Origin of the sequence: Myroides sp. N17-2, from assembly GCF_002286775.1 — a bacterium.
GTDB lineage: Bacteria > Bacteroidota > Bacteroidia > Flavobacteriales > Flavobacteriaceae > Flavobacterium.
Genome location: NZ_NSGJ01000002.1, coordinates 89,881 through 112,745 on the forward strand (window position 1 = coordinate 89,881; position 22,865 = coordinate 112,745).

Consider the following 22,865-nt stretch of genomic DNA (forward strand, 5'->3'; position numbering starts at 1 on the left):
TAAATTACTTTTCATTAAAAGGTTCAAACTCTCTTTCTTCAAAAGCTTCAGTTAGAATACCCTTACTACATAACCACTCTAAAGCATCATGCAAGTTATTTCCTAATAAATAGATGTTTTCTTCATTACGTGGTAATACATAATAATTCTCTTGATAGAAGATAATCTCATCCCCATCTAAAGTATCTCCTAAGCAAATAGAGTTTAAGACTTGTTCTTTTGTCAATATATCTTTGCCCTCTTCCCAGAAGTAATACTCTGTCACTCGAGCTAACCATTCTGCTTGGTTAGTTGTTATCTGTGTAGGACCATAAATACGGATATATGTTCCTCCTAATAACCCAATTCCATATTGAAGCATATAAACTTTATAATCTTCTTCAAAACGGAAGCGTAATACTTGTTCACAATTGTTGATATCTTCAATCGTTGGTATTACTAATGTTGTATTGCCTGTATTGATATTAGGAATAATCGTGTAGTGTTCGAATTTGTTCATTACTTGTATTTGTTTTCAATATCGTTTAAGCCATTTCTAAAGTCTTTATTTATGTGGTATATATCTTCCGCAGGAACAATAGCAAGAGAAGTAGAGTCTATGTTTTTACCTTCTTTTGTCCAGAGAGGAGGGTAGATATGAAGCGCCTTATCCAAGGCTAGTTCAGCTGTATCTTCTTTCCATGTATTCCATCTGAAGTCTTGATAAAATTGTTCTAAGTTACCAGTGATAAAGAAAATTATTAAATCAGTGTAGTTAATATCTAATGCTTCAAAGTTTAGCGTATCTGGAGCGAAGTAATAAATGCTACCAGCATCTTGTCCTAATCCGCCACCGTTAATGCAAAAATACCCTCCTAGCAAATCGTATGCTACGATATAGTACCCTACAGTATTAACGCCAGCTTCCATCGTTTTACCTTTGTTCCATTGGCAAATAGAAGGGAAGATGTCCATTCCTCCTCCTAAGACTCTAACCCAACCGTTATCTATTAGGATTCCACCTGTATCATAAGCTATTGCTCCAAGTGGAGAACGTGTAGTTACCTGCAGTTCTAGTAGAGCTTCTTCTGCTATTTCTTTTGATAAGAGAGGTAGTATCTCTACGGGTCTAACAGCATCAGCTATCCATTCGTGGATAAGTTCTATACCGGGCTCTTCTGTATTTATTAGTTCTGTAAGTGTTCTCATGAGTAATAATTAAAAACAGTTTTAAAGGCTTCTATAGGACCTAATGTAGTAATCAAAAAAATACAAATGGCAAACCCAATCAATGAGATAACTAAACCTACCATAGCTAATTCTCTTGGTTTTTTAAATACGCCAATAATTGAAAATACCAATCCTAATATCCAAGTTAGTTGCGCTATAATAGGGACGAGTACAAGAATCCACGAGAAAACAGCTAGTGAAAAACCGATTATTCCAAATACATTATTCTCTTTCCTAGTAGTAGGAGGTATTGTGTTTATTGTTTGATAATTTTGATAAGGTTCACTGCTATATTTATTATGATAATCTTGTTGTTCTACTAATATTGGTTCTTGTGAAGATGTTTGTACTTCAGTTATTTCTAGTTCTTGAGGAGTACTCTTAGGTTTCGTGTTTTCAGTAGTATAGTTTACTTTATCTGTGACTAGGTAAACGGGATTTGCTAGACTGTCTATATCTGTTATAGTGAATTCTGTTGTTTCTTTAGTTACTTCAGCTCTGTCATTTATTTCTTGATTAGCAGTAGTCTCTTGGCTATTAAGTGTCGTTTCCTTATTATCGTTAGGAATAGAAGGAGGCATAAACCTAGAATGGTCATTACCGTTGTTTAACTCTTTTTCTTCTTGCATAGCATTTGCTTTTATAAACATATCAAATATACTCCATAATCTTAAATAAGAGATAGTCAAATAGTATTATAACCTACGGAGTTATATAAAAAACAAAAGAGGTAGCCTATTATCTAGACAACCTCTTTATGATATAGATTCTACTCATATATGAGTACTGAATTACTTTTTAGCTTAATGCTGCTGCACCTGCAATAAATGCCATACCAAAGATTAAGAAAATCAATAATATTAAAGAAATTACCACACCTGCAATCGCTAATCCTTTTGGTTTTTTAAATAGACCTGCTATTGAAAGGACTAATCCTACTAACCATATTAACCAACCGATAAAAGGAATCCATCCTACGAAGAATCCTACTATTGACACGATAAACCCAGCTAGTCCGATGTTGTTTTTCTCTGGAACTACTGGTGGATAATATGCTTGTTGAGTTTGGTTTTGTTGAGGTTGTTGGTTCTGAACAGGAGGAGGAGTATTGTTTACTTCTTCTTTTATCTCATGTACCACTTCTTCTACAGCATCTATTACTGGTTTTACTACCGTCTCTTTAACTTCATGAGCTACTTCTTCTGCAGTATTTGCTACAGTTTCTTTCACCTCGTGTACTACTTCTTCTGTAGTGTGTACTATAGGTTCTACGACCTTTTCTTGTAGTGTTTCTTTAAGTTGGTCTAGTTTAGATCCCTCTTCTTGTATAGACTCACTTGTATTATTTGGTTCTTCATTTACAGGATGAGTGTGCTCATTATTTTGAGCATCCTGATTTAAGTTTTTATTCTCTTCCATAAAAAGTATTTATTTAAATGCAGATCAAATATAATCTTTATTCTTAAAATTTTGATAAAATTAAAAGAATAGTTTGACTGTATATTGAAAATTGATATTATAAAATACGCTAAATAAAAACGCCTTCTAGCAAATTAGCTAAAAGGCGTTAGTTTATTTATTACCTTAAATTCTACAGTGAACTGTAGCAGCAGATTTAAGATGTCATTTTATAACGGAATATTTCCGTGTTTTCTAGTAGGCATATTGACTTCCTTGTTTTCTAACATAGAGAATGCTTTAATTAACTTTCTACGCGTCTCATTAGGAAGAATTACTTCATCTATGAATCCACGTTGTGCAGCTCTATATGGTGTTGCAAATTTGTCAGCATATTCTGCCTCTTTTTCAGCTAGTTTAGCTGCAGGGTCAGCTGCTTCTGAGATCTCTTTCTTAAATATAATCTCACTTGCTCCCTTGGCACCCATTACAGCAATCTCTGCATTAGGCCAAGCGAAGTTCATATCCGCTCCGATGTGTTTAGAATTCATTACATCATACGCTCCACCATAAGCCTTACGCGTAATCACAGTTACTTTAGGAACTGTAGCTTCACTTAATGCATATAGTAATTTGGCTCCGTGTACGATAATACCATTCCACTCTTGGTCTGTTCCAGGTAAGAACCCAGGTACATCTACTAACACAAGTAATGGGATATTAAACGCATCACAGAAACGAGTGAAACGAGCTGCTTTCTTAGAGCTATTCACATCTAGACATCCTGCTAAGAACATAGGGTTATTCGCTACGATTCCCACACTTTTACCACCAAGTCTTGCAAATCCGACTACGATATTCTCTGCATAATCTTTATGGATTTCAAAGAATGAATCTTCGTCGATAATATGACCGATTACGTCTTTCATATCATACGGCTTATTAGCACTCTCAGGTACGATATCATCTAGCTCATATTTATACTCTTCACCTATAGTATATGGAAGACTCATTGGTTTTTCCATATTGTTTTGAGGCATATAAGATAGCATCGTTTTTACATCTTCTAGACACGCTACATCATTAGGAGACGTAGTATGTGCTACTCCTGATTTAGTAGAGTGCGTACTAGCCCCACCTAATTCTTCAGAAGTTACTTCTTCGTTTGTAACTGTTTTAACAACGTTTGGCCCTGTTACGAACATATAACTAGAACCTTCTACCATCATCGTGAAGTCTGTCATCGCTGGAGAATATACTGCTCCACCTGCACAAGGTCCCATAATAGCTGATAGTTGAGGTATTACTCCTGATGCCTGTACGTTGCGATAGAAGATATCAGCATATCCCCCTAATGAACGCACTCCTTCTTGGATACGCGCTCCACCAGAGTCATTCAAACCGATCATCGGTGCTCCCATTTTAAGAGCCATATCCATTACTTTGCATATCTTCTCAGCATGTGTCTCTGATAGCGCTCCACCGAATACTGTAAAGTCTTGTGCGAATACATAGACTAATCTACCGTTGATAGTTCCATATCCTGTTATTACTCCATCTCCGTGGTAAACTTCTTTATCCATACCGAAGTCAGTAGTACGGTGTGTTACTAACATACCTATTTCCTCAAAAGAACCTTCGTCTAGTAAGTACTCTACACGTTCACGAGCAGTAAGTTTACCTTTGCTGTGTTGCGTATCTATTCTTTTTTGCCCACCGCCAAGTTTAGCTTGAGCTTGTATATCTTGTAATTTATTTATTTTCGGATTCATAGTGATCTTAGTTAGGTAAGCGAAGTTGTTTTTGATCTTCTAAATACTTTTGTAAAGCAACGAATGCAGCTACTTCAGCCTCATCTTTATACTCCTCTTTGATTAATTCAGCATTGTAATATTTCTTTACGAAGTTTGTATCGAAGTTTCCATCTCTGAATGCCTCGTGTTTCATCACAAACTTACCGAAAGGCAATGTTGTACTAATTCCCTTTACTTTAAACTCATCTATTGCCTTAATCATTATTTCTATAGCCTCTTCACGTGTCTCACCATAAGTGATCAGCTTTGTAAGCATTGGATCATAGTAAATAGGCACATCCATACCTTCTTCTATTCCATTATCTACACGGATACCAGGCCCTACAGGTAGTTTATATTGCTCTAAGTTACCCACACTAGGTAAGAAATCGTTTAGTGGATCCTCAGCATATACACGTACTTCCATAGCGTGTCCTTTTATCTTAAGATCATCTTGTGTGAAAGCTAATTTCTCTCCACGAGCCACTCTTATTTGCCACTCTACTAAATCTAATCCTGTGATTAATTCAGATACAGGATGTTCTACTTGTAGACGTGTATTCATCTCTAAGAAGTAGAAATTAAGATTCTCATCGATTAGGAACTCTACTGTACCAGCACCAGAGTAATCACATGATTTAGCTACCTTTATAGCAGCTTCTCCCATTGCTTTGCGGACTTCAGGAGTTAACACTGCTGAAGGTGCTTCTTCGATTACCTTTTGGTGACGACGTTGGATACTACATTCTCTTTCAAATAAATGTACTACATGTCCGTGGTTATCAGCTAATACTTGAATCTCTATATGTCTAGGCGAACCTATATATTTCTCTATAAAAACAGAACCATCCCCGAAAGCATTAGTCGCTTCTGAGATAGCACGTTGCATTTGACTTTCGAATTCACCTTCATTTTCTACTACACGCATTCCCTTACCACCACCACCAGCGGCAGCTTTGATTAAGATAGGGAAACCTATTTCCTTAGCTACCTGTTTTGCTTTAGCAACATCAGTTATAGCCTCATCTAGACCAGGAACCATTGGGATGTGATAAGCCTTTACAGTTTCTTTCGCAGCAAGTTTATTACCCATCACTTCGATAGCATGTGTGTCAGGTCCTATAAAAGTAATCCCTGCTTTCTGACAAGCGATAGCGAAGTTAGAGTTCTCACTTAAGAATCCATATCCAGGGTGAATACCATCTACATTAAGTGATTTAGCAACCTCTAGTATTTTATCTCCAAGTAAGTAAGATTGGTTAGAAGGAGCTTCTCCTATACATACCGCTTCATCAGCCATACGTACGTGAGGAGCATTTCGATCGACTGTAGAGTAAACAGCTACAGTCTTAATACCCATTTTTTTGGCTGTTGTCATGATACGAACAGCTATTTCGCCACGGTTGGCAACTAATATTTTCTTCATGATTATTCGAATTCAATTAAAACTAATCCTTTATCAACAGTTGCTCCTTTAGCGATGTTAATAGACTTAATCACTCCTGCTCTAGGAGAAGAAAGGTTGTTCTCCATCTTCATCGCTTCTAAGATTAGTAAGTGATCATTCTCAGCGACTTCTTGTCCTACTTCTACTAAGATATCAAGGATAAGACCTGGCATTGGTGCCTTAATGGAATTAACTTGTTTAGCAGAGTTCAGTGAGAAGCCTAGTTGATTGATTAGTTTATCGAGTTCGGTTTGGATATTTATGGAATAGGTGTTTCCATTCACAGATACAGTATAGTTTTTGTCCGTGAATTGGTTAGATAAAATCTCCACGTCATAAGATCTGTTATTTTTGAGTGCGTGGTACGCAGATGTCCCTACTTGTGACACATTAATGTCACTGTGTAGTAAATCATTACTCTCAAAAACAGTATCAGCATTTACTTTTAATTGATACGTTTTATTCATTATTCAAATTAGTTTTTGGTATTCTCAAATATAACCAAATGTGTGATATGTAAAACATTTTTTAAGGATAATTTAAAATTAAACCAATTGAAGAAGAATTATTGTTGTTTTGTGTGTTGTTGTGTGTTTTTGGTGTTGTACTTGGTTTGTTACACAGTATTTGGTTTGTTGTCAGTAAGATGAATTGTTTTTAAATATTGAGGTGTTACTTCTTTTTTACCCTCTGTTTCTTTATTCCTATCAAAATACTATTATCTATTATTTTTTGTCTAGCTTAATTCAGGGTGTATAATCAATGTTTTTTTAATATTTAGAATGGGAGATTTGATTTTTCGTAAGAAGTAGCGGACTTGTAATTATAAAATAGCAATAAGGTAGGAGAGGAGTGTAGCTACAGTAAGGAAGTATTGTGATATAGATTTTTAAGCTAAGAGGGAGTTTTAGTAGCTGTACTTTGTGTAGAGAGCAAATCCAATGGTAAATTTGGTGTAAAAAAAAGAGGCTATCTCTAAGTAGAAATAGCCTCTTATATTATATGTTTTATTCTTCGTCTTTATCTTCTAAAGGATTCCAACCTCTTGATTTTAGAGGGATCTTAGTGTTCTCTCTACTGATTAGGTGAACGCCTTCACTCTCTTGAGTCATGTGTCCTATGATAGATAGGTTAGGGTTACCTTTAATTTTCTCGAAGTCTTCCATTTTGATTGTGAATAGTAGTTCATAATCTTCTCCTCCGTTTATAGCCATCGTACTAGCGTCGATGTTAAACTCTTCGCAAGTGTTCATAAACTGAGGGTCAAGAGGAAGTTTGTCTTCATATAAATTACATCCTACTTTAGATTGTTTGCACAGGTGCATAATCTCTGATGATAGTCCATCTGAGATATCTATCATAGCTGTAGGCTGTACTTCTAAGTCTGCTAATAACTGTTTGATATCTGTTCTAGCTTCAGGCTTAAGTTGTCTCTCGATGATATATTCATAGATAGATAAGTCAGGTTGACTATTTGGGTTTACTAGGAATACTTGTTTCTCTCTTTCTAAGATTTGAAGCCCCATGTATGCTGATCCAATATCTCCTGATACTACTAGTAAATCAGTCTCTCCAGCACCACTTCTATATACTAGTTCTTCTTCTTTTGCTTTACCGATAGCTGTTACGCTGATGATAAGCCCTTTTTGAGAAGAAGTAGTGTCTCCACCTACTAGGTCTACTTTATAATAGTTGCATGCTAATGCGATACCTTCGTATAATTCGTCTAATGCTTCTAATGGGAATCTATTAGATACTGCTATAGATACTGTGATCTGTGTAGGGACAGCATTCATCGCACAGATATCAGATAGGTTAACCACTACTGCTTTATATCCTAAGTGCTTAAGAGGCGTGTACGCTAAGTCAAAGTGTACTCCTTCTATCAATAGATCAGTAGATACAACTACCTTATCATCTCCAAACGAAAGAACTGCGGCATCATCACCAATTCCTCTGTTTGTACTGTCATTTTGGATAGTGAAGTTTTGAGTCAAATGCTCTATTAATCCAAACTCACCTAATTGTCCAATATTTGTTCTAGATTGGTTTTTATTCTCGATCATCGTATATCTGCTTTATTTAAAAGTAGGGCAAAGGTAAAAAGAAAAGGCGATAGATTTAAATCTATCGCCTTTTAAACTATAAACTTGGTCGCTTAAAGTATGCAAAGTAACCGTTATATGTGTTGTAATCTGCAGTAAGAGTTTTGAAGTAACTAGGGTCTTCTTCTTTGACAGTCTCTAGTAATTCTCTCCAGATCTCTATGTCTGTAATGATTTCTTGTTGGTAATATTGGATATCATCCATCTGTAAACCTTTATAATAAGTAAGGGATTCTTTAGATTTCTGAACAAGCTCCTTAACCATTTCACGAGCTTTTTCTTTTTCTCCCACTTTATAATATCCTTCTACGAATGGGTGTACGATCTGATATAATCCATAATATTTGATAGGCATATTAGTCATCGCTATATCGATTACTTTCTTCGCTTTATCTTTCTTTCCTTCCGCGATTAGCTGCTCCATTAAACGAGCCATATTAATACGGTAGCTTAGCGCGTTACGTCTAGTCTGTGGGTCGTGGTAGATTTTATCACTTCCCATATTACCCCAATACCATTTATTGACGATGTCATACATTCTATCCGAATCAATAGACCCTCTATCTAGTGGGTGAGAGCTCTCAGCAGTAGATTTGATAGGAACTAATTTATAAATTAATCCTGATAACTGTAAGTAATCTTTCATCCACACGAAGTCATCATCATTCCAGCTACCTCCTGAAAAGTAAATAGGCCTCTCCCAATTATTATTAGCGATAATGTCTAACATCATTAGGCGGTGTTTATAGATTGCCTGATCAGTGATATCTATATCTAAGTATGGTAACACGTCTTTTCTCAGGTGAGGAGAGACGATATTATATTTAGCAATGTTAGCGCTGTCTACAGGTATTCTGATAGCACCAGTAGGAGCGATGTATAATGTTGTACCTGCTTCAGTCTTCATTTTTGTTCTATCATCATCAGATTTGATAAAGTTAAGAAGTGATTTGATATCAATTCTCTCTTCTATCATTTTGTTGACTAAGACAGCATCTCTCTTATTTCCTACATATTGATCATGTGTGAATGAGATAGGCAAAGGTTCTGAATCATAGGCTTTCGCTCTCATTTGATCGATATACCAGTCTAGAGGTAATAAACTTGTACATACTACACGTACATCTGTTCTATATCCTTCTACATCCTGTAAATACCATAGCGGGAACGTGTCGTTATCACCAATAGTGAATAAAATAGCATTCGGATCACAAGAATCTAAATATGCTCTAGCATTAGCTAATGCAGTATAACGATCTGAACGGTCGTGATCATCCCAGTTTTGTTGAGCTAATAAGACAGGAGCTGCGAGTAGCGATACAGCTAATACTATTGGCCCAGCTAGTTTAGGTTGTACATATTTCTTAAGTCCATCATAGATAGCATATACACCAAATCCAATCCACAGTGCAAATACATAGAATGCTGGAACTACAGCATAGTCACGCTCACGTGGTTCGAATGGACGCTCGTTAAGGAATATTTTTAGGGCAAAACTTGTAAATAAGAATAGCACTAAAAGTACCCAAAACATCTTAGGGTCTTTGCGGTAATGGAATACGACACCGATAAGTCCTAGTATAAATGGCAAGAAGAAGTATGTATTTCTTCCTTTATTTTCTAATACATCAGAAGGTAAGTTTTGTTGAGAACCTAAGCGAATCTCATCAAGGAAAGTGATACCACTAATCCAGTTACCATGTTGTAAATCACCTTGACCTTGGATGTCATCTTGTCTACCTGCGAAGTTCCACATTAGGTAACGCCAGAACATGTATCCGAATTGGTAGTCAAACATAAAGCTTATATTACTACTGAATGTTGGTACTTCGATATCTAAGTATTCACCATAAGTATCAAAGAATTTGTCTAAACCTTCGATACCAATCTCTCCAGAAGCCATTCCTTTCTTCACTCCATCGATTAGTTCTTCTAGTTCTTTATTACCAGCATATCCTTGTGCAGCTTTAAAGTCTAGTGGTTTAGTGTATCTCATGTAGTTAACACGGTGATTTTTATCCGTACTCCACAGTCTAGGAAGGAATCCTTTATGCGTTTCGTTAAAGTTCTGACCTGCGTTTACATATTCATTTACGATTTCGTATTTACCTGTTTGGTTATTACGTTCGTAGTTTGGTTTCTCATCTTTCCAAGGGTTAGCCTTGTCTAGACCTACATATTTCTTGGTGAAGTATGAGTCATAATAGATACTCTCATCTCCATACTGTTCACGTTGATAATAGGCTAATAATTCAGTAGCATCAGAAGGAGTATTCTCGTTGATAACCACTTTAGCATTGGCTCTAATCGGTAACATTAACCAACTCGTAAGCCCAATGCAGATAAATAATAAAGTAAGGATAAGCGTATTAGCCATTACTTTGTTTTTCTTCTCTGTATATCGTAATCCAAATACGAAGAAAGCGATAATCAAAAGGAATGCGAATATAGTACCACTATTAAAAGGCAATCCCATCGAGTTAACCATAAAGATCTCTGTCTTACCAAATAAAGCTAGGGTCTGTGGGAATAAGAAAGCAAACAGAAAAAATAAAACTCCCACCGCTGCTATGTTAGCAATGATAAAGTTCTTGATGTTTACTTTTTCATACTTCTTAAAGAAGTAAAGTAATACGATAGATGGAACTGTCAAAAGAGCCATTAAGTGAACTCCGAATGAAGCTCCGACTACTAAACCGATCAGTAATAACCAGCGGTTACCTCTGACACTGTTGATGTCATCATACCATCTAACGCCTAGGTAAAGAAGTAGAGAAGTCAAGAACATCGCCGAGGCATAAACCTCAGACTCCACAGCGTTAAACCAGAAACTATCAGTAAAACTAAAAGCTAATGATCCGATAGCAGCACTACCTAAAACAACGATAGCGTTATTATTCGTCCACTCACTTTTAGCAACAACGATTTTTTTAAGTAGATTAGACAATGTCCAATACATAAAAAGAATCGTGAAAGCACTTGAGATAACGGCAACCATGTTGACCATTAATGCTACTTTATCAGGAGAAGTGGCAAACATTGAGAAGAATGCACCTAACATTTGATAAAAAGGAGCCCCTGGAGGGTGTCCTACTTGTAGTTTAGCAGAAGTGGCGATATACTCTCCTGGATCCCAAAAACTTACAGTGGGTTCAACTGTTAGTGTATAAGTTAATAAAGCAATGGCAAAACACAGCCAACCGCCTATAACATTCCACTTCTTGTAATTGAATGTCAACATATTTGTAATTACTAGATATTTACTTAATTATACTTACAAAGAAAAGATTTTTTTTGTGTTGTGTAACGAAATTAGAAATATTTAATTTTTTTTCGTGTAATAATTTGGTTGTTTCAAAAAATGTGCTACTTTTGCATCCGCATTACAGAAGTAATCATGCTGAAGTAGTGACAAGGTAATGGCTCATGGTGTAATGGCAACACTTCTGTTTTTGGTACAGACATTCTAGGTTCGAGTCCTAGTGAGCCAACAAGTAAAGCTCCTCTATTTCTAGAGGAGCTTTTTTTTTGCTATCTCTAAAAAACTGATCATAGTTAGAATTTTGGAATTTATTTGAGACAAGAGTTCATCAAGAGTGGCTCAAGAATGATTCAATATAAAGGGCTTATAGTAGAGCAATGTTGAGGTAATATTGAAGAAGTGTTGAAGAGGTTACATAGCCTTAGTAATACTAGTGGTTTTACTAGTGATTTTTATCCTTTACTCTAGTGTAATTTAAGCATTCAGTTTTCCCTATTTCTTGCCATTAAGTTTAATCTAGATCATAGTCGGAATTTAGGAGTTAAGCCAAAAGCTTAGCTAATCAAAAAAACCTAAAAAAATAATTTGTTAAAATTAAAACTACTCCATATTGACTATGAGTATCTTAGCAAAATAGAGGGTTTTACGTGATTAAAAAAAACAAATTATATTTGGAGGAATAAAAAAAAGTGCTACTTTTGCATCAGCATTACAGAAGTTAACTAGTTAACTGAAGCATGTTAAAGGTAATGGCTCATGGTGTAATGGCAACACTTCTGTTTTTGGTACAGACATTCTAGGTTCGAGTCCTAGTGAGCCAACAAAAGCCTCTTGATTTCTCAAGAGGCTTTTTTATTTTATATTGGTTCGTGTGAAATTATCTAAAATCAAAAAGGCCAGACGTTAATCTGACCTTTTAATATATTAATTAGAACCCTTAAAGTTTGGTTTTCTCTTTTCTAAGAAAGCTGTTGTTCCTTCAGTAAAATCTTCTGTTTCGAAACATTCTCCAAAGTTTTTGATTTCTTCGTGATATCCATTGATACCTTCCTTAAAGTTTGCATTGATAGATTTAATTGCTCTACTGATGGCAGATGCCGAATTGAATGCAATTCTGTTTGCAATGTTTTTTGTGAAAGCTAATAGTTCATCTTGTTCCACGACATGATTAACTAAGCCATAAGTAAGAGCTTTGTCTGCTGTAATCATCTCAGCAGTCATGATAAGCTCCATTGCTCTTCCTTTACCAATAAGTTGTGGTAAACGTTGAGTACCTCCGTATCCTGGTATTAAACCAAGAGTTACTTCAGGTAATCCCATTTTAGCATTCGTTGAAGCTATTCTAAAATGCGAAGCCATAGCAAGTTCTAAACCTCCTCCTAAAGCAAAACCATTAACTGCAGCTATGATAGGTTTATTATAGTTCTGGATGTAATCAAATAACAACTCTTGTCCTTTGGCAGCTAGTTGAGAACCTTCGCTAGTATTGAAACTAGAGAACTCTTTGATATCAGCACCTGCAACAAAAGCTTTATCTCCGCTCCCTGTGATGATAATAACACGTGTTTCACGGTCTTTCTCTATCTGTTTCAGGGCTTGGTGTAGCTCTTCTATTGTAGCTTTGTTTAAAGCGTTTAGTTTAGTTGGACGATTAATTGTTATAATGGCCAGACTATTTTCTTTTTCTATTAGAATATTCTCAAACTCCATATTATATTTTTATTTGATTAACTATTTATAATTGGCAGGGTCACAATAAATGTAGTGCCTTTGCCATCTTCTGTTTCAAAAACTATAGTACCATTGTAATTGGTAATAATGTTTTTAATGATTCCTAGTCCTAGTCCCATTCCACTAGATTTGGTTGTAAACTTAGGTTGGAATATTTTACTAATGTCCTCTTCTTTTATTCCTGTACCATTGTCTGATACTTTAATAATAGCACTTTCGTTGGTTCTTGTAATACTCACTTTAACTTCAGGAGTATTTTGTTCTGAAGGAATTGCTTGTATTGCATTTTTGACCAAGTTAGTGATAATTCTGATTAGTTGTGTTCTATCTATTTTGGATATAATCTCTTTATCTGTTGTGCTAAACGAAATATAGTCTTCATTAAAGATATCTAAGGTTAGTTGAACTGTCTTAACTAGATCTAATGTTTCATTTTGTTGAGCAGGCATTGTAGCGAAACTTGAAAAGGCTGTAGCTACAGAGGTCATTGTATCTATTTGTTGGATTAGCACCTGAGAAAAGTCTTTCAGTTTATTCTTTATTTCAGGGTCAGTAGGGTCAAATCTTCTTTCGAAACTCTGCACAGTTAGGCGCATTGGAGTAAGTGGATTCTTGATTTCATGGGCTACTTGCTTAGCCATTTCTCTCCATGCCTGCTCTCGTTCTGTTTGCGCTAACTTAGCATAAGAATCGTCTAACTTCTCGACCATGTCATTATAGGCAGTGATTAATGTTGAGATTTCTTTACTAGTTGAAATAGTCTCTATCTTCTCATTCTTTTGACCAAGTTCGGTGCGCGTCATTTTGACACTGATGTCTTTAAGACTCTGAGTTATGTAATTGGATAAGAAATACGAAATGGCGATAGACATAATAAGCATAATAACATATACCTGTCCGAATTTAACCATGAAGTTTTGTATTTCATTTTCGTAGAACTCTGTTTTTTCTTCATAAGGTATTTTAAGAATACCCAATGGTTTAAACTTTAAATCTTTCAGAAAGCTATAAGCAATCCTAATGCGATTGTTGTCATAAGTTTTAATGTCTACAAAACGCTTGTTAGGAGATGACTGTATTGTCTTTAAAACTAGGGGAGAGATGTTTTTAGATATGCTATCTACAGAGAAAGTACCTCTTGAAGTAATCAAGAGGTGTCCCTGTAAATCGTGTATGTTGATTTCTGTATTGTGAATTGCGGCCAATTCATGTATTTTATCTCTGAATATCCGTGGTATGTTTTCGGTTGTCAGAGGGTATTCGCTAGTTGTAAGGATGTAATTTATATTCTCATTAATAGAGTTCTCTGTTCGTTCTAGTCTATACTGATGATAGGTACGCGCTTCTTCCCTAAACTGGTATACAGAAACGGCTGATATCAACACGGACGAGATGATACTTAAAAATATAAGTGAGAAGAATATTCTATTCCTCAGAGAAAAGTTCTTTAATATAAAATCATCTTTCATTAGTTTCTGCTATGGCGAATCTTTTTGTATAAGCGTATTCCTAGCATTAATAGTATTGATAAACCTACTAGTCCTACAACTCCAAATATCCAATTAAAAGTACTTTTTAAAATTACTAAAAATACTACAGAAAATAAAATAAGGGTAGCACCTTCATTCCATATTCTAAAAAAAGAGGATGTTTTGGTCATTGTTCTGTTGTTTATTTGCATAACGAACTGATGACATTTAAGGTGATAAGCTATCAGTAATACTACGAATAATAGCTTTACATGCATCCAAGGTTGACTTAGCCAAGCAGGTATTTCTATTAGTAACCATATTCCGAAAATAGTTGCTAATACAGCTGCGGGCCATGTAATGATGTTCCACAGGCGATTAGTCATTATGGTATATTGTTCCTTTAGTATTTCTGCTTTTGGTTCAGGCATATCTTTAGTCTCAGCATAGTAAACGAATAAACGTACAATGTAAAATAAGCCTGCAAACCAACAAACAATAAATATAACGTGTAAGGATTTTAAATATAGATATAACATACTATTGTTTGTTTTGCCATTCTTTAATCCAAGTTACCATAGCGTCAATCCACATATCGTCATCGTTCATACATGGGATAGTTCTGAACTCTTCACCACCGTGGTGAAGGAATTCGTCATGTGCTTCCATACCTATTTCTTCAAGTGTTTCTAAACAGTCTGCTACGAAAGCAGGTGTTACAACAGCAAGTTTCTTTATTCCTTTATCAGCTAATCCGTTTACAGTTACATCCGTAGGAGGTTGAAGCCATTTGTCCATTCCTAAACGAGATTGGAATGAGTTCGTGTATTTATCAGCAGGGATGTTTAGTTTTTCTACTACTTGTCTAGTTGTTTCTAAGCATTGATGTCTGTAACAGAACTCATGTGCTTTAGAAGCTGTCTGACAGCATGAACCATCTATTGTACAGTGTCCTTTAGTTACATCTGATTTGTGGATGTGTCTCTCTGGTACTCCATGGTATGAGAATACAATATGGTCGTAATCATAACCTTCTAGGTGTCCTTTAATGGTATGAGCTAAGGCATTTACATATTCAGGTTTATTATAGAATGCAGGGAAACTAGTTACTTTCATCTGAGGGAAGAACTTTGTTCTTATTTCTTCTGCTAGTACATCGATAGTCTCCGTAGTTGCCATAGCAAACTGAGGGTATAATGGTATCATTAATACATCATCTACTCCCTTGTCTTTTAACTCTTGAAGACCTGTTTTAATAGATGGTTCTCCATAACGCATTGATAGGGCTACAGGGATGTCTACTTTCTCCTGTACTTTTTTATGTTGACGTTGAGATATTACAACAAGAGGTGACCCCTCTTCCCACCATATTTTAGCGTAAGCCTCTGCTGATTTCTTAGGTCTTGTATTAAGAATGATTCCTTTTACTAGTAAATATCTTAGGATGTAAGGCATGTCGATTACTCTTTCATCCATTAAAAATTCTCCTAAATATGGTTTTACGTCTTTTGCTGTAGGGCTTTTAGGTGAGCCTAGGTTTACTAATAATATACCTTGCATGAGTTTAGTTATTTGTGTTAAGGGACATTAAATATTTTTTAGGTGTAGTGCCAAACTTCTTTTTAAAGGCTGCGATGAAGTGGCTAGATGAGCTATAGCCAATCTTTAGGCCTACTTCATTTACGTTATATGTACCATTATCTAGAAGTTTACGGGCGTACTCCATCTTATAGTCAAATAAGAAACTGAATACAGAATCACCATAAATCTGTTTAAAGCCCATTTTTAATTTTTTAATATTGATACCTACTGTGTCGGCTAATTCTTGTAATGTAGGTGGTTCTGCCATCTTGCTAATGATGATGTCTTTTGCCTTTTTGATTTTGACAACATCATCTTCATCAGATAAGAATGGGCAGTTCTCTATGTTTTGATCTTCATTTTGATTAAATAAAAGACTCAATAGTTCATATGTTTTCCCTGTGTAATAAAGTTTCTTTATAGTAGGGTTCATATAGAAGTTGAAAAGTTGGTTTAATACTATAGCCATAGAAGGAGTAATCTCTTCTTCTGAATAATATTTTTTGTCTCTGTTCTCTCCTGTTAGAAAACCGATGAACTCCGCTTCTGTAGAGAATAGGGCGTGAAACTTCTTAATCGAGATTAAAACACTTATGATCCAAGTATTGGGTGTTATTTCTAAGTGTACAGGGAGTTGCTTTTGAGGGTTATATAAGATTAGAAATTTCTCTTCATTTAAAGGTAAAGAGTAAGCCCCTCCGCTAAATAAAAACTTCGCTGACCCCTTTAATCCGAAATAGAATTGAATCACATCGGTTCCCATTTCTCTTTGAAAAGTGATATTCTCTTTGAGGTTGTTTTCGAACCTTAGCAGTGAAAAATTATCGTCAATTATTATTTCTTCCGTTGGACTCATAGCGTTACTTTTTAAGTAAAAGAGATAAACTTATTTGGTTACTTTTAATTTAGAACTATTCTATATAAGCCACTCTTTAACCCCTGTGTTTGTTGCAAATGTACTGTATTATAATGAAATGCGGTGCTTTTTTTTTGAGAAATCATTTAGCGATATAAATAGTCCCTCTAGCGTTACTTTTGTCAATTCTTTAATCTTAAATTTGTTTACTTTTTAGAATTAACTCTGTAGTATGGACAAAATAGATAAGACTAAACCTGCGACTTTTTATGCAGTGGGATTAAGTTATAAAAAAGCTGATGCAGAGATGCGTGGTAAGTTTAGTCTAAGTGATGAAGCTAAAGACAATTTATTGACTCAAGCAAAGGATGAAGGAATAGAGAGCTTAATAGTTATTTCTACATGTAATAGGACTGAGATATTTGGTTTTGCACAACACCCTTTTGAATTAATTAAATTGCTATGTGATAATAGTAATGGTACTGTGGATGACTTTCGCAATGTAGCTTATGTATATAAGACTAAGGAAGCGATAGAGCACTTATTTCGTGTAGGGACAGGATTAGATAGTCAGATCTTAGGAGACTTTGAGATTATTGGTCAAATAAAGAATGCATTTAATTTAGCTAAAGAGAAAGAGTTAACAACGAATTACTTCGAACGATTAGTAAATGCTGTAATCCAAGCGAGTAAACGAATTAAAAATGAAACGGAGCTTAGCTCTGGTGCTACATCAGTGTCGTTTGCTTCTGTGCAGTATATTATGGATAATGTGGAGGATATCTCTACTAAAAATATATTACTATTCGGTACAGGTAAAATAGGTCGAAATACTTGTGAGAATCTAGTGAAACACACTAAGAATGATCACATCACACTTATAAATCGTACAAAAGAAAGAGCATTAGAAGTAGCAGGTAAGTTTAACTTAATAGTGAAAGACTATGCTGATCTACAAGCAGAAATGCGTAAAGCAGATGTACTTATCGTTGCTACGGGTGCACAGAAACCTACAGTAGATAAGGCTCTTCTTAATCTAAACAAACCTCTTGTTATACTGGATTTGTCTATTCCTAAAAATGTTAGTGATAATGTGACAGAGATAGAAGGTGTAGAGTTAATACACCTTGATTATTTATCTCAAATGACAGATAAGACTATCGAGAGAAGAAGAGAGTTTATTCCTCAAGCAGAAGAAATTATAGAAGAGATCATGTCTGAGTTTATTGCTTGGACTAAAATGAGAAAGTTCGCACCGACTATTCATGCTTTAAAATCTAAATTAGAGCAGATTAAAGACGGAGAACTTGATTATCATAAAAAGAAATTTGATAATTTTGATTCGGAGCAAGCAGAAATAATAAGCATGCGAATCATACAAAAGATTACCACACAGTTTGCAAATCATCTTCGTCATGAAGATACTGTTGTGGATCAGAGTATAGAGTGGATAGAGAAAGTGTTTCATATAGAATCAAATTAAAATGAGTAAAATTATTCGTATTGGTACACGTGATAGTGAACTAGCAATGTGGCAAGCAAAAACAGTAGAGCAATCACTTCAAAAGTTGGGGTTTAAAACACAGTTAGTACCTGTGAAATCTACTGGGGATTTAGTGTTAGATAAGCCACTATATGAGATGGGTATCACAGGAATCTTTACTAAGACTCTAGATGTGGCAATGATCAATAAGGAGATAGATATCGCAGTGCATTCTATGAAAGATGTACCTACAGCTCTACCTGAAGGAATCGTACAAGGTGCCGTACTTAAACGTGCTAACACAGTAGATATTTTATTACATAAAGGAGATACTAGCTTTATGTCAGAAGATCTTGAAGGTGTAGTAGCTACAGGAAGTCTAAGACGCAAAGCACAATGGCTAAATCGCTTCCCTAAACATACAACGGTTGACTTACGTGGAAATGTAAATACACGTATGGAGAAACTTGAGAACAGCGATTGGAATGGAGCAATCTTCGCTTCAGCTGGTCTTGACCGTATCAAAAAGAAACCTAAGAACTTTATTAACCTTGACTGGATGATACCTGCACCTGCACAAGGAGCAATGGTAGTAGTGGTGAATGCTGATGATAACTTTGCACTTGATGCAGTAGCACAGCTAAATGACTATGAGACAGAGATGACTACGCACATCGAAAGACAATTCTTAAGAACGTTAGAAGGTGGATGTACTGCCCCTATTGGAGCATTAGCTACTTATAACGATCACGATGACACGATCAACTTTAAGGGAGTATTGTTCTCTTTAGATGGTAAACAGAAGTTCGAAGTGAATAAAGTAGTAGATATTGCGGAATGGAAGAAGCTTGGTTTCTTTGCTGCAAAAGAAATACTTGAGAACGGAGGAAGTGAGCTTATGGTAGCACTACGTGAACAACTAAAAAAATAGAATGTCTTTTATTCCAACGATTTTATCAACACGCAAGATTCATGATTCTACCTTAAATAATGTTGTTTTAGGTAATCTTAGCTTATTAAGTGAAGACTATATTCTTATAGAGCATATCGCCTTTGACTTAAATGCAGTGAATGACTATGTGCTTTTTACAAGTCAGAATGCTGTAAAGAGTGTGATTAATCAGGGATATAAAGGTGATCTTAATCGTAAACCTGCTATTTGTGTTGGAATAAAAACAAAAGAATTACTTGAGGAACATGGTTGGGAGGTTATCGTTTGGGCACATTATGCCAAAGAGCTTGCCCCAATTATTGTCGATAATTTTAATAGTAAGAGTATTACTTTTTTTAGTGGAAGTATTAGAAGAGACTTGTTACCTGATGCTTTTAGAGCGAATAACATAGCCTTTAATGAGTTTACAGTTTATCAGACTGTTCTTAATCCACTAAAAAATGAACAAATAATAGAAGGATTGTGTTTTTACAGTCCCTCAGGTGTTGAGAGTTATCTTAAGGCAAATAGCATTACTACAGAAGTGTGTTTTTGTATAGGAGAGACTACAGCAGAACCATTAAAAGAGATTACACAACATATCGTAATTGCAAAGCAACCTACAGTGGAAGCTACATTACAAGCTTGTGTGGATTATTACAAATAAAGTCAGCTAAAAATTGACGTTTTAAAATCGAAAAGAAATGATTAAAAATGATTTATTCTTAAGAGCGTTAAAAGGTGAAACAGTAGAGAGACCACCTGTATGGATGATGCGTCAAGCAGGTAGATATTTACCTGAGTTTATCGCTTTGAGAGAGAAGTATGATTTTTTTACACGTTGTAGAATGCCTGAAATTGCAGCTGAGATTACAGTACAACCAATTCGTATTGTAAAGCCAGATGCAGCTATTTTATTCTCAGATATTTTAGTCGTACCACAAGCTATGAATATTGATGTAGAGATGAGACCAGGAGTAGGACCATGGGTACCTAATCCTATTCGTTCTGCTAAAGATGTAGAGCAAGTTATCGTACCTAATATCGAAGAGACTTTAGGATATGTGATGGAAGCTATTAAAGTAACAAAAGAAATGTTGAATGATGAAGTGCCTTTGATTGGTTTCGCAGGTTCTCCATGGACTATCTTTTGTTATGCAGTAGAAGGTAAAGGATCTAAGAGTTTTGACATTGCGAAAAGTATGTGTTTCTCTGATCCAGTAGCGTCTCACACTTTATTACAAAAAATTACAGATACAACTATCTTATACCTTAAAGAGAAGGTAAAGGCAGGAGTAGATGCAGTACAGATATTTGATTCTTGGGGAGGTATGCTTTCTCCTGTTGATTACCAAGAATTCTCTTGGAAATATATCAATCAGATCGTAGAAGCTTTATCTGAAATCACTCCAGTTATCGTATTTGGTAAAGGATGTTGGTTTGCATTACCTGAGATGGCGAAGTCTAAAGCTTCTGCATTAGGGGTTGATTGGACTTGTAGCCCACAGAATGCTCGTCTATTCACAGGAGGAGATATCACACTTCAAGGGAACTTTGATCCAAGCCGCCTAATGTCACCGATACCAACTATTAAAAAGATGGTACACGAGATGATCGACGCGTTCGGTAAAGATAAGTATATCGTTAACTTAGGTCACGGTATCTTACCTCATATCCCAGTAGATCACGCAAAAGCGTTTATCGAAGCAGTAAAAGAATACGAACAGAAGTAATAATATATAGACAGAAAAGGCTACACTTGGTGGTAGGCTTTTCTGTTTTTTTATGACCTAATATTTATGCTAAATAAAGGAACTAAAAGTGAAGAAGATAGACGTATAGAGTCTATCGTACAGAAGTTGTCTTCTATGGGGTTTGTACCTGAGGACGCTACTTTTGTTGAAAGTCTAGATGAGGAATTAAACAAGATAGGATTAACTTATCAAGAGTTATTAACTATTTCTACTGATGAGTTACCTAAGCATATACAGTGTTTTAACTTTGGATGGGACCATATGGAGCAGTTCACGGATATTTTAGTGAAATGGTCTACTAAAGAACCTTCTTTTAAAGTTAAAGCAAAAGCACTATACCAGTTTATTCAAGATGAGAGCAAGGCTTTCTCTTTTAATATTATGACTAAGATTAGTAGCTTATAAGTAACAATGACTACACTAAACAAAGGAATATTAGGTGTATTTGTAACTATTACATTGTTTTGGTTAGTCTTTACGATAGATAGTGTTATCTATCACCATTACGAATATTGTGAAGACAGCATGTCTGTTTTTGTGTATGTGATAGTCTATAGTATATTAAGTTTATTAAGTGTTTTGTTTTTATCTGTAACTAATATATCTAAAAGTACAGAGGTTAAACGCTGCTTAAAGTTAGTAGGATTAATATATGTTATAACTGTATTTAGTGTATTTGCTCTTATTGCTTTTATGAATTATGTGTTAGGACCTGTAGATGTGAGAGGGTAATAGGAGTTAGGTGATATTAAGTATAAGTTAGATTAGTGCACTTATAATATTTGTTGATGTAGTAGATTATAGTTTAAATACTATTGTGAAAATAAGAGTGTGTCAAGTAGACAAGATTTAGAGTGTCAAAATAATTATGAAAGAACAGTTTTATCAATATATACAACAACTTCAAGATACAATTACTAAAGGTCTTGAAGAAGTAGATGGAAAAGCAAAATTCCAACAAGACCTTTGGGAACGCCCTGAAGGTGGAGGGGGACGTACTCGTGTAATTGAGAATGGGAATGTATTCGAAAAAGGAGGAGTGAATATCTCTGCTGTACACGGATCACTACCTGTAACAATGCAAAAGTATTTTAATGTAGGAGATGTAGATTTCTTTGCGTGTGGATTGTCTTTAGTGCTTCATCCAAAAAGTCCAATGGTTCCTACAGTTCATGCTAATTGGCGTTACTTCGAGATGTATGATAAAGAGGGTACAGTAGTGCGTTCTTGGTTCGGTGGAGGGCAAGACTTAACACCATATTACTTATTCGAAGAAGATGCTACACACTTTCACAGTGTGTGTAAATCAGCATGTGATAAGCACAATCCGGAGTTTTATCCACAGTATAAGAAGCAGTGTGATGAGTACTTTTGGAATGCGCATAGAGAAGAAGCACGCGGTATCGGAGGTTTGTTCTTTGATCGCTTAGAAGCTACGGAGGCAATGTCTATGGAACAATGGTTTAACTTCGTTACAGAAGTGGGTAATAGTTTCTTAGAGGCTTATGTACCTATCGTAGAAAGACGCAAAGAATTGCCTTATACAGAAGAACAACGCACATGGCAAGAGATAAGAAGAGGTAGATATGTAGAGTTTAACCTTGTACATGATAAGGGAACTTTGTTTGGCTTAAAAACCAATGGACGTATCGAATCTATTCTAATGAGTTTACCACCACACGTACAGTGGGTGTATGACCATCATCCTGTAGAGGGAAGTGAAGAAGATAAGTTGTTAAAGGTGTTGGCACAGCCAATTGATTGGATAAAGTAGAGACGCAATACTTTGCGTGTCACATAATATATATCCACGACAGTAGTAGAGACGCAATACTTTGTGTGTCAT

21 protein-coding genes and 2 tRNA genes are annotated in these 22,865 nt (G+C 35.5%); 9 read left to right on the forward strand and 14 right to left on the reverse strand.

What is annotated here, in order from left to right; all coding sequences use genetic code 11:
• Positions 1 to 4 precede the first annotated feature (4 nt).
• The 9 genes from CF599_RS01660 to CF599_RS01700 form a co-directional block, all read right to left on the reverse strand.
• A complete protein-coding gene (locus tag CF599_RS01660) occupies positions 5 to 499 on the reverse strand; it encodes an SMI1/KNR4 family protein (protein ID WP_121964306.1) in 495 nt (164 codons plus the stop codon).
• Positions 499 to 1,188, reverse strand: coding sequence for a DUF2625 family protein (locus CF599_RS01665; protein ID WP_121964307.1), 690 nt, complete (start codon positions 1,186 to 1,188; stop codon positions 499 to 501). Before CF599_RS01665 ends, CF599_RS01660 begins: the two co-directional genes overlap by 1 nt.
• Positions 1,185 to 1,838 carry a hypothetical protein gene (locus CF599_RS01670; RefSeq protein WP_143824783.1) on the reverse strand — a complete coding sequence of 218 codons (654 nt, stop codon included), beginning with the start codon at positions 1,836 to 1,838 and terminating at the stop codon, positions 1,185 to 1,187. The genes CF599_RS01665 and CF599_RS01670 overlap by 4 nt, the downstream gene beginning before the upstream one ends.
• A gap of 169 nt (positions 1,839 to 2,007) precedes the next feature.
• On the reverse strand, positions 2,008 to 2,628 hold the full coding sequence (locus tag CF599_RS01675) for a hypothetical protein (protein ID WP_121964309.1): 621 nt from the start codon (positions 2,626 to 2,628) through the stop codon (positions 2,008 to 2,010).
• A 209-nt stretch (positions 2,629 to 2,837) separates the two neighbouring features.
• Positions 2,838 to 4,379: an acyl-CoA carboxylase subunit beta gene (locus tag CF599_RS01680; RefSeq protein WP_121964310.1), complete on the reverse strand. Its 1,542-nt coding sequence runs from the start codon at positions 4,377 to 4,379 to the stop codon at positions 2,838 to 2,840.
• 7 nt (positions 4,380 to 4,386) lie between these two features.
• On the reverse strand, positions 4,387 to 5,826 hold the full coding sequence (gene accC / locus CF599_RS01685) for an acetyl-CoA carboxylase biotin carboxylase subunit (RefSeq protein WP_121964311.1): 1,440 nt from the start codon (positions 5,824 to 5,826) through the stop codon (positions 4,387 to 4,389).
• A 2-nt stretch (positions 5,827 to 5,828) separates the two neighbouring features.
• Entirely contained in the window at positions 5,829 to 6,314 is a 486-nt protein-coding gene (locus tag CF599_RS01690) for an acetyl-CoA carboxylase biotin carboxyl carrier protein subunit (RefSeq protein WP_121964312.1), read from the reverse strand.
• A gap of 540 nt (positions 6,315 to 6,854) precedes the next feature.
• Positions 6,855 to 7,913, reverse strand: a complete 1,059-nt coding sequence (thiL, locus tag CF599_RS01695; RefSeq protein ID WP_121964313.1) for a thiamine-phosphate kinase — start codon at positions 7,911 to 7,913, stop codon at positions 6,855 to 6,857.
• A gap of 76 nt (positions 7,914 to 7,989) precedes the next feature.
• Positions 7,990 to 11,193, reverse strand: coding sequence for a DUF2723 domain-containing protein (locus tag CF599_RS01700; protein WP_121964314.1), 3,204 nt, complete (start codon positions 11,191 to 11,193; stop codon positions 7,990 to 7,992).
• Positions 11,194 to 11,372: 179 nt separating this feature from the next.
• Here CF599_RS01700 and CF599_RS01705 point away from each other — a divergent pair.
• Both CF599_RS01705 and CF599_RS01710 read left to right on the forward strand, forming a co-directional pair.
• Positions 11,373 to 11,443, forward strand: a tRNA-Gln gene (locus CF599_RS01705).
• A 521-nt stretch (positions 11,444 to 11,964) separates the two neighbouring features.
• Positions 11,965 to 12,035: transfer RNA gene (locus CF599_RS01710), tRNA-Gln, on the forward strand.
• Between the two features lie 103 nt (positions 12,036 to 12,138).
• On the opposite strand, the gene CF599_RS01715 is transcribed toward CF599_RS01710, so the two are convergent.
• The 5 genes from CF599_RS01715 to CF599_RS01735 are packed head-to-tail and all read right to left on the reverse strand — an operon-like array spanning position 12,139 to position 16,851.
• Positions 12,139 to 12,924 (reverse strand): enoyl-CoA hydratase/isomerase family protein, encoded by a 786-nt coding sequence (locus CF599_RS01715; protein ID WP_121964315.1) that lies wholly within the window; start codon positions 12,922 to 12,924, stop codon positions 12,139 to 12,141.
• A 17-nt stretch (positions 12,925 to 12,941) separates the two neighbouring features.
• On the reverse strand, positions 12,942 to 14,414 hold the full coding sequence (locus CF599_RS01720; protein ID WP_121964316.1) for a PAS domain-containing sensor histidine kinase: 1,473 nt from the start codon (positions 14,412 to 14,414) through the stop codon (positions 12,942 to 12,944).
• The gene (locus tag CF599_RS01725) at positions 14,414 to 14,953 is read right to left on the reverse strand and encodes a CopD family protein (protein ID WP_121964317.1); all 540 of its coding nucleotides are present in this window, start codon (positions 14,951 to 14,953) and stop codon (positions 14,414 to 14,416) included. The genes CF599_RS01720 and CF599_RS01725 overlap by 1 nt, the downstream gene beginning before the upstream one ends.
• A gap of 1 nt (position 14,954) precedes the next feature.
• On the reverse strand, positions 14,955 to 15,974 hold the full coding sequence (gene hemH / locus CF599_RS01730; RefSeq protein WP_121964318.1) for a ferrochelatase: 1,020 nt from the start codon (positions 15,972 to 15,974) through the stop codon (positions 14,955 to 14,957).
• Between the two features lie 4 nt (positions 15,975 to 15,978).
• A complete protein-coding gene (locus CF599_RS01735; protein WP_121964319.1) occupies positions 15,979 to 16,851 on the reverse strand; it encodes a helix-turn-helix transcriptional regulator in 873 nt (290 codons plus the stop codon).
• A 232-nt stretch (positions 16,852 to 17,083) separates the two neighbouring features.
• On the opposite strand from CF599_RS01735, the gene hemA reads away from it, so the two are divergent.
• The 7 genes from hemA (at position 17,084) to hemF (ending at position 22,793) form a co-directional block, all read left to right on the forward strand.
• Positions 17,084 to 18,334 (forward strand): glutamyl-tRNA reductase, encoded by a 1,251-nt coding sequence (gene hemA, locus CF599_RS01740; protein WP_121964320.1) that lies wholly within the window; start codon positions 17,084 to 17,086, stop codon positions 18,332 to 18,334.
• 1 nt (position 18,335) lies between these two features.
• Positions 18,336 to 19,265 (forward strand): hydroxymethylbilane synthase, encoded by a 930-nt coding sequence (gene hemC, locus CF599_RS01745; RefSeq protein WP_121964321.1) that lies wholly within the window; start codon positions 18,336 to 18,338, stop codon positions 19,263 to 19,265.
• Position 19,266: 1 nt separating this feature from the next.
• Positions 19,267 to 19,932, forward strand: a complete 666-nt coding sequence (locus tag CF599_RS01750) for a uroporphyrinogen-III synthase (RefSeq protein WP_121964322.1) — start codon at positions 19,267 to 19,269, stop codon at positions 19,930 to 19,932.
• Between the two features lie 37 nt (positions 19,933 to 19,969).
• Positions 19,970 to 20,998 (forward strand): uroporphyrinogen decarboxylase, encoded by a 1,029-nt coding sequence (gene hemE, locus CF599_RS01755; protein ID WP_121964323.1) that lies wholly within the window; start codon positions 19,970 to 19,972, stop codon positions 20,996 to 20,998.
• Between the two features lie 66 nt (positions 20,999 to 21,064).
• Entirely contained in the window at positions 21,065 to 21,424 is a 360-nt protein-coding gene (locus CF599_RS01760) for a hypothetical protein (RefSeq protein ID WP_121964324.1), read from the forward strand.
• A 6-nt stretch (positions 21,425 to 21,430) separates the two neighbouring features.
• On the forward strand, positions 21,431 to 21,751 hold the full coding sequence (locus CF599_RS01765) for a hypothetical protein (protein WP_121964325.1): 321 nt from the start codon (positions 21,431 to 21,433) through the stop codon (positions 21,749 to 21,751).
• Between the two features lie 136 nt (positions 21,752 to 21,887).
• A complete protein-coding gene (gene hemF / locus CF599_RS01770; protein WP_121964326.1) occupies positions 21,888 to 22,793 on the forward strand; it encodes an oxygen-dependent coproporphyrinogen oxidase in 906 nt (301 codons plus the stop codon).
• The last annotated feature ends 72 nt before the right edge of the window (positions 22,794 to 22,865 follow it).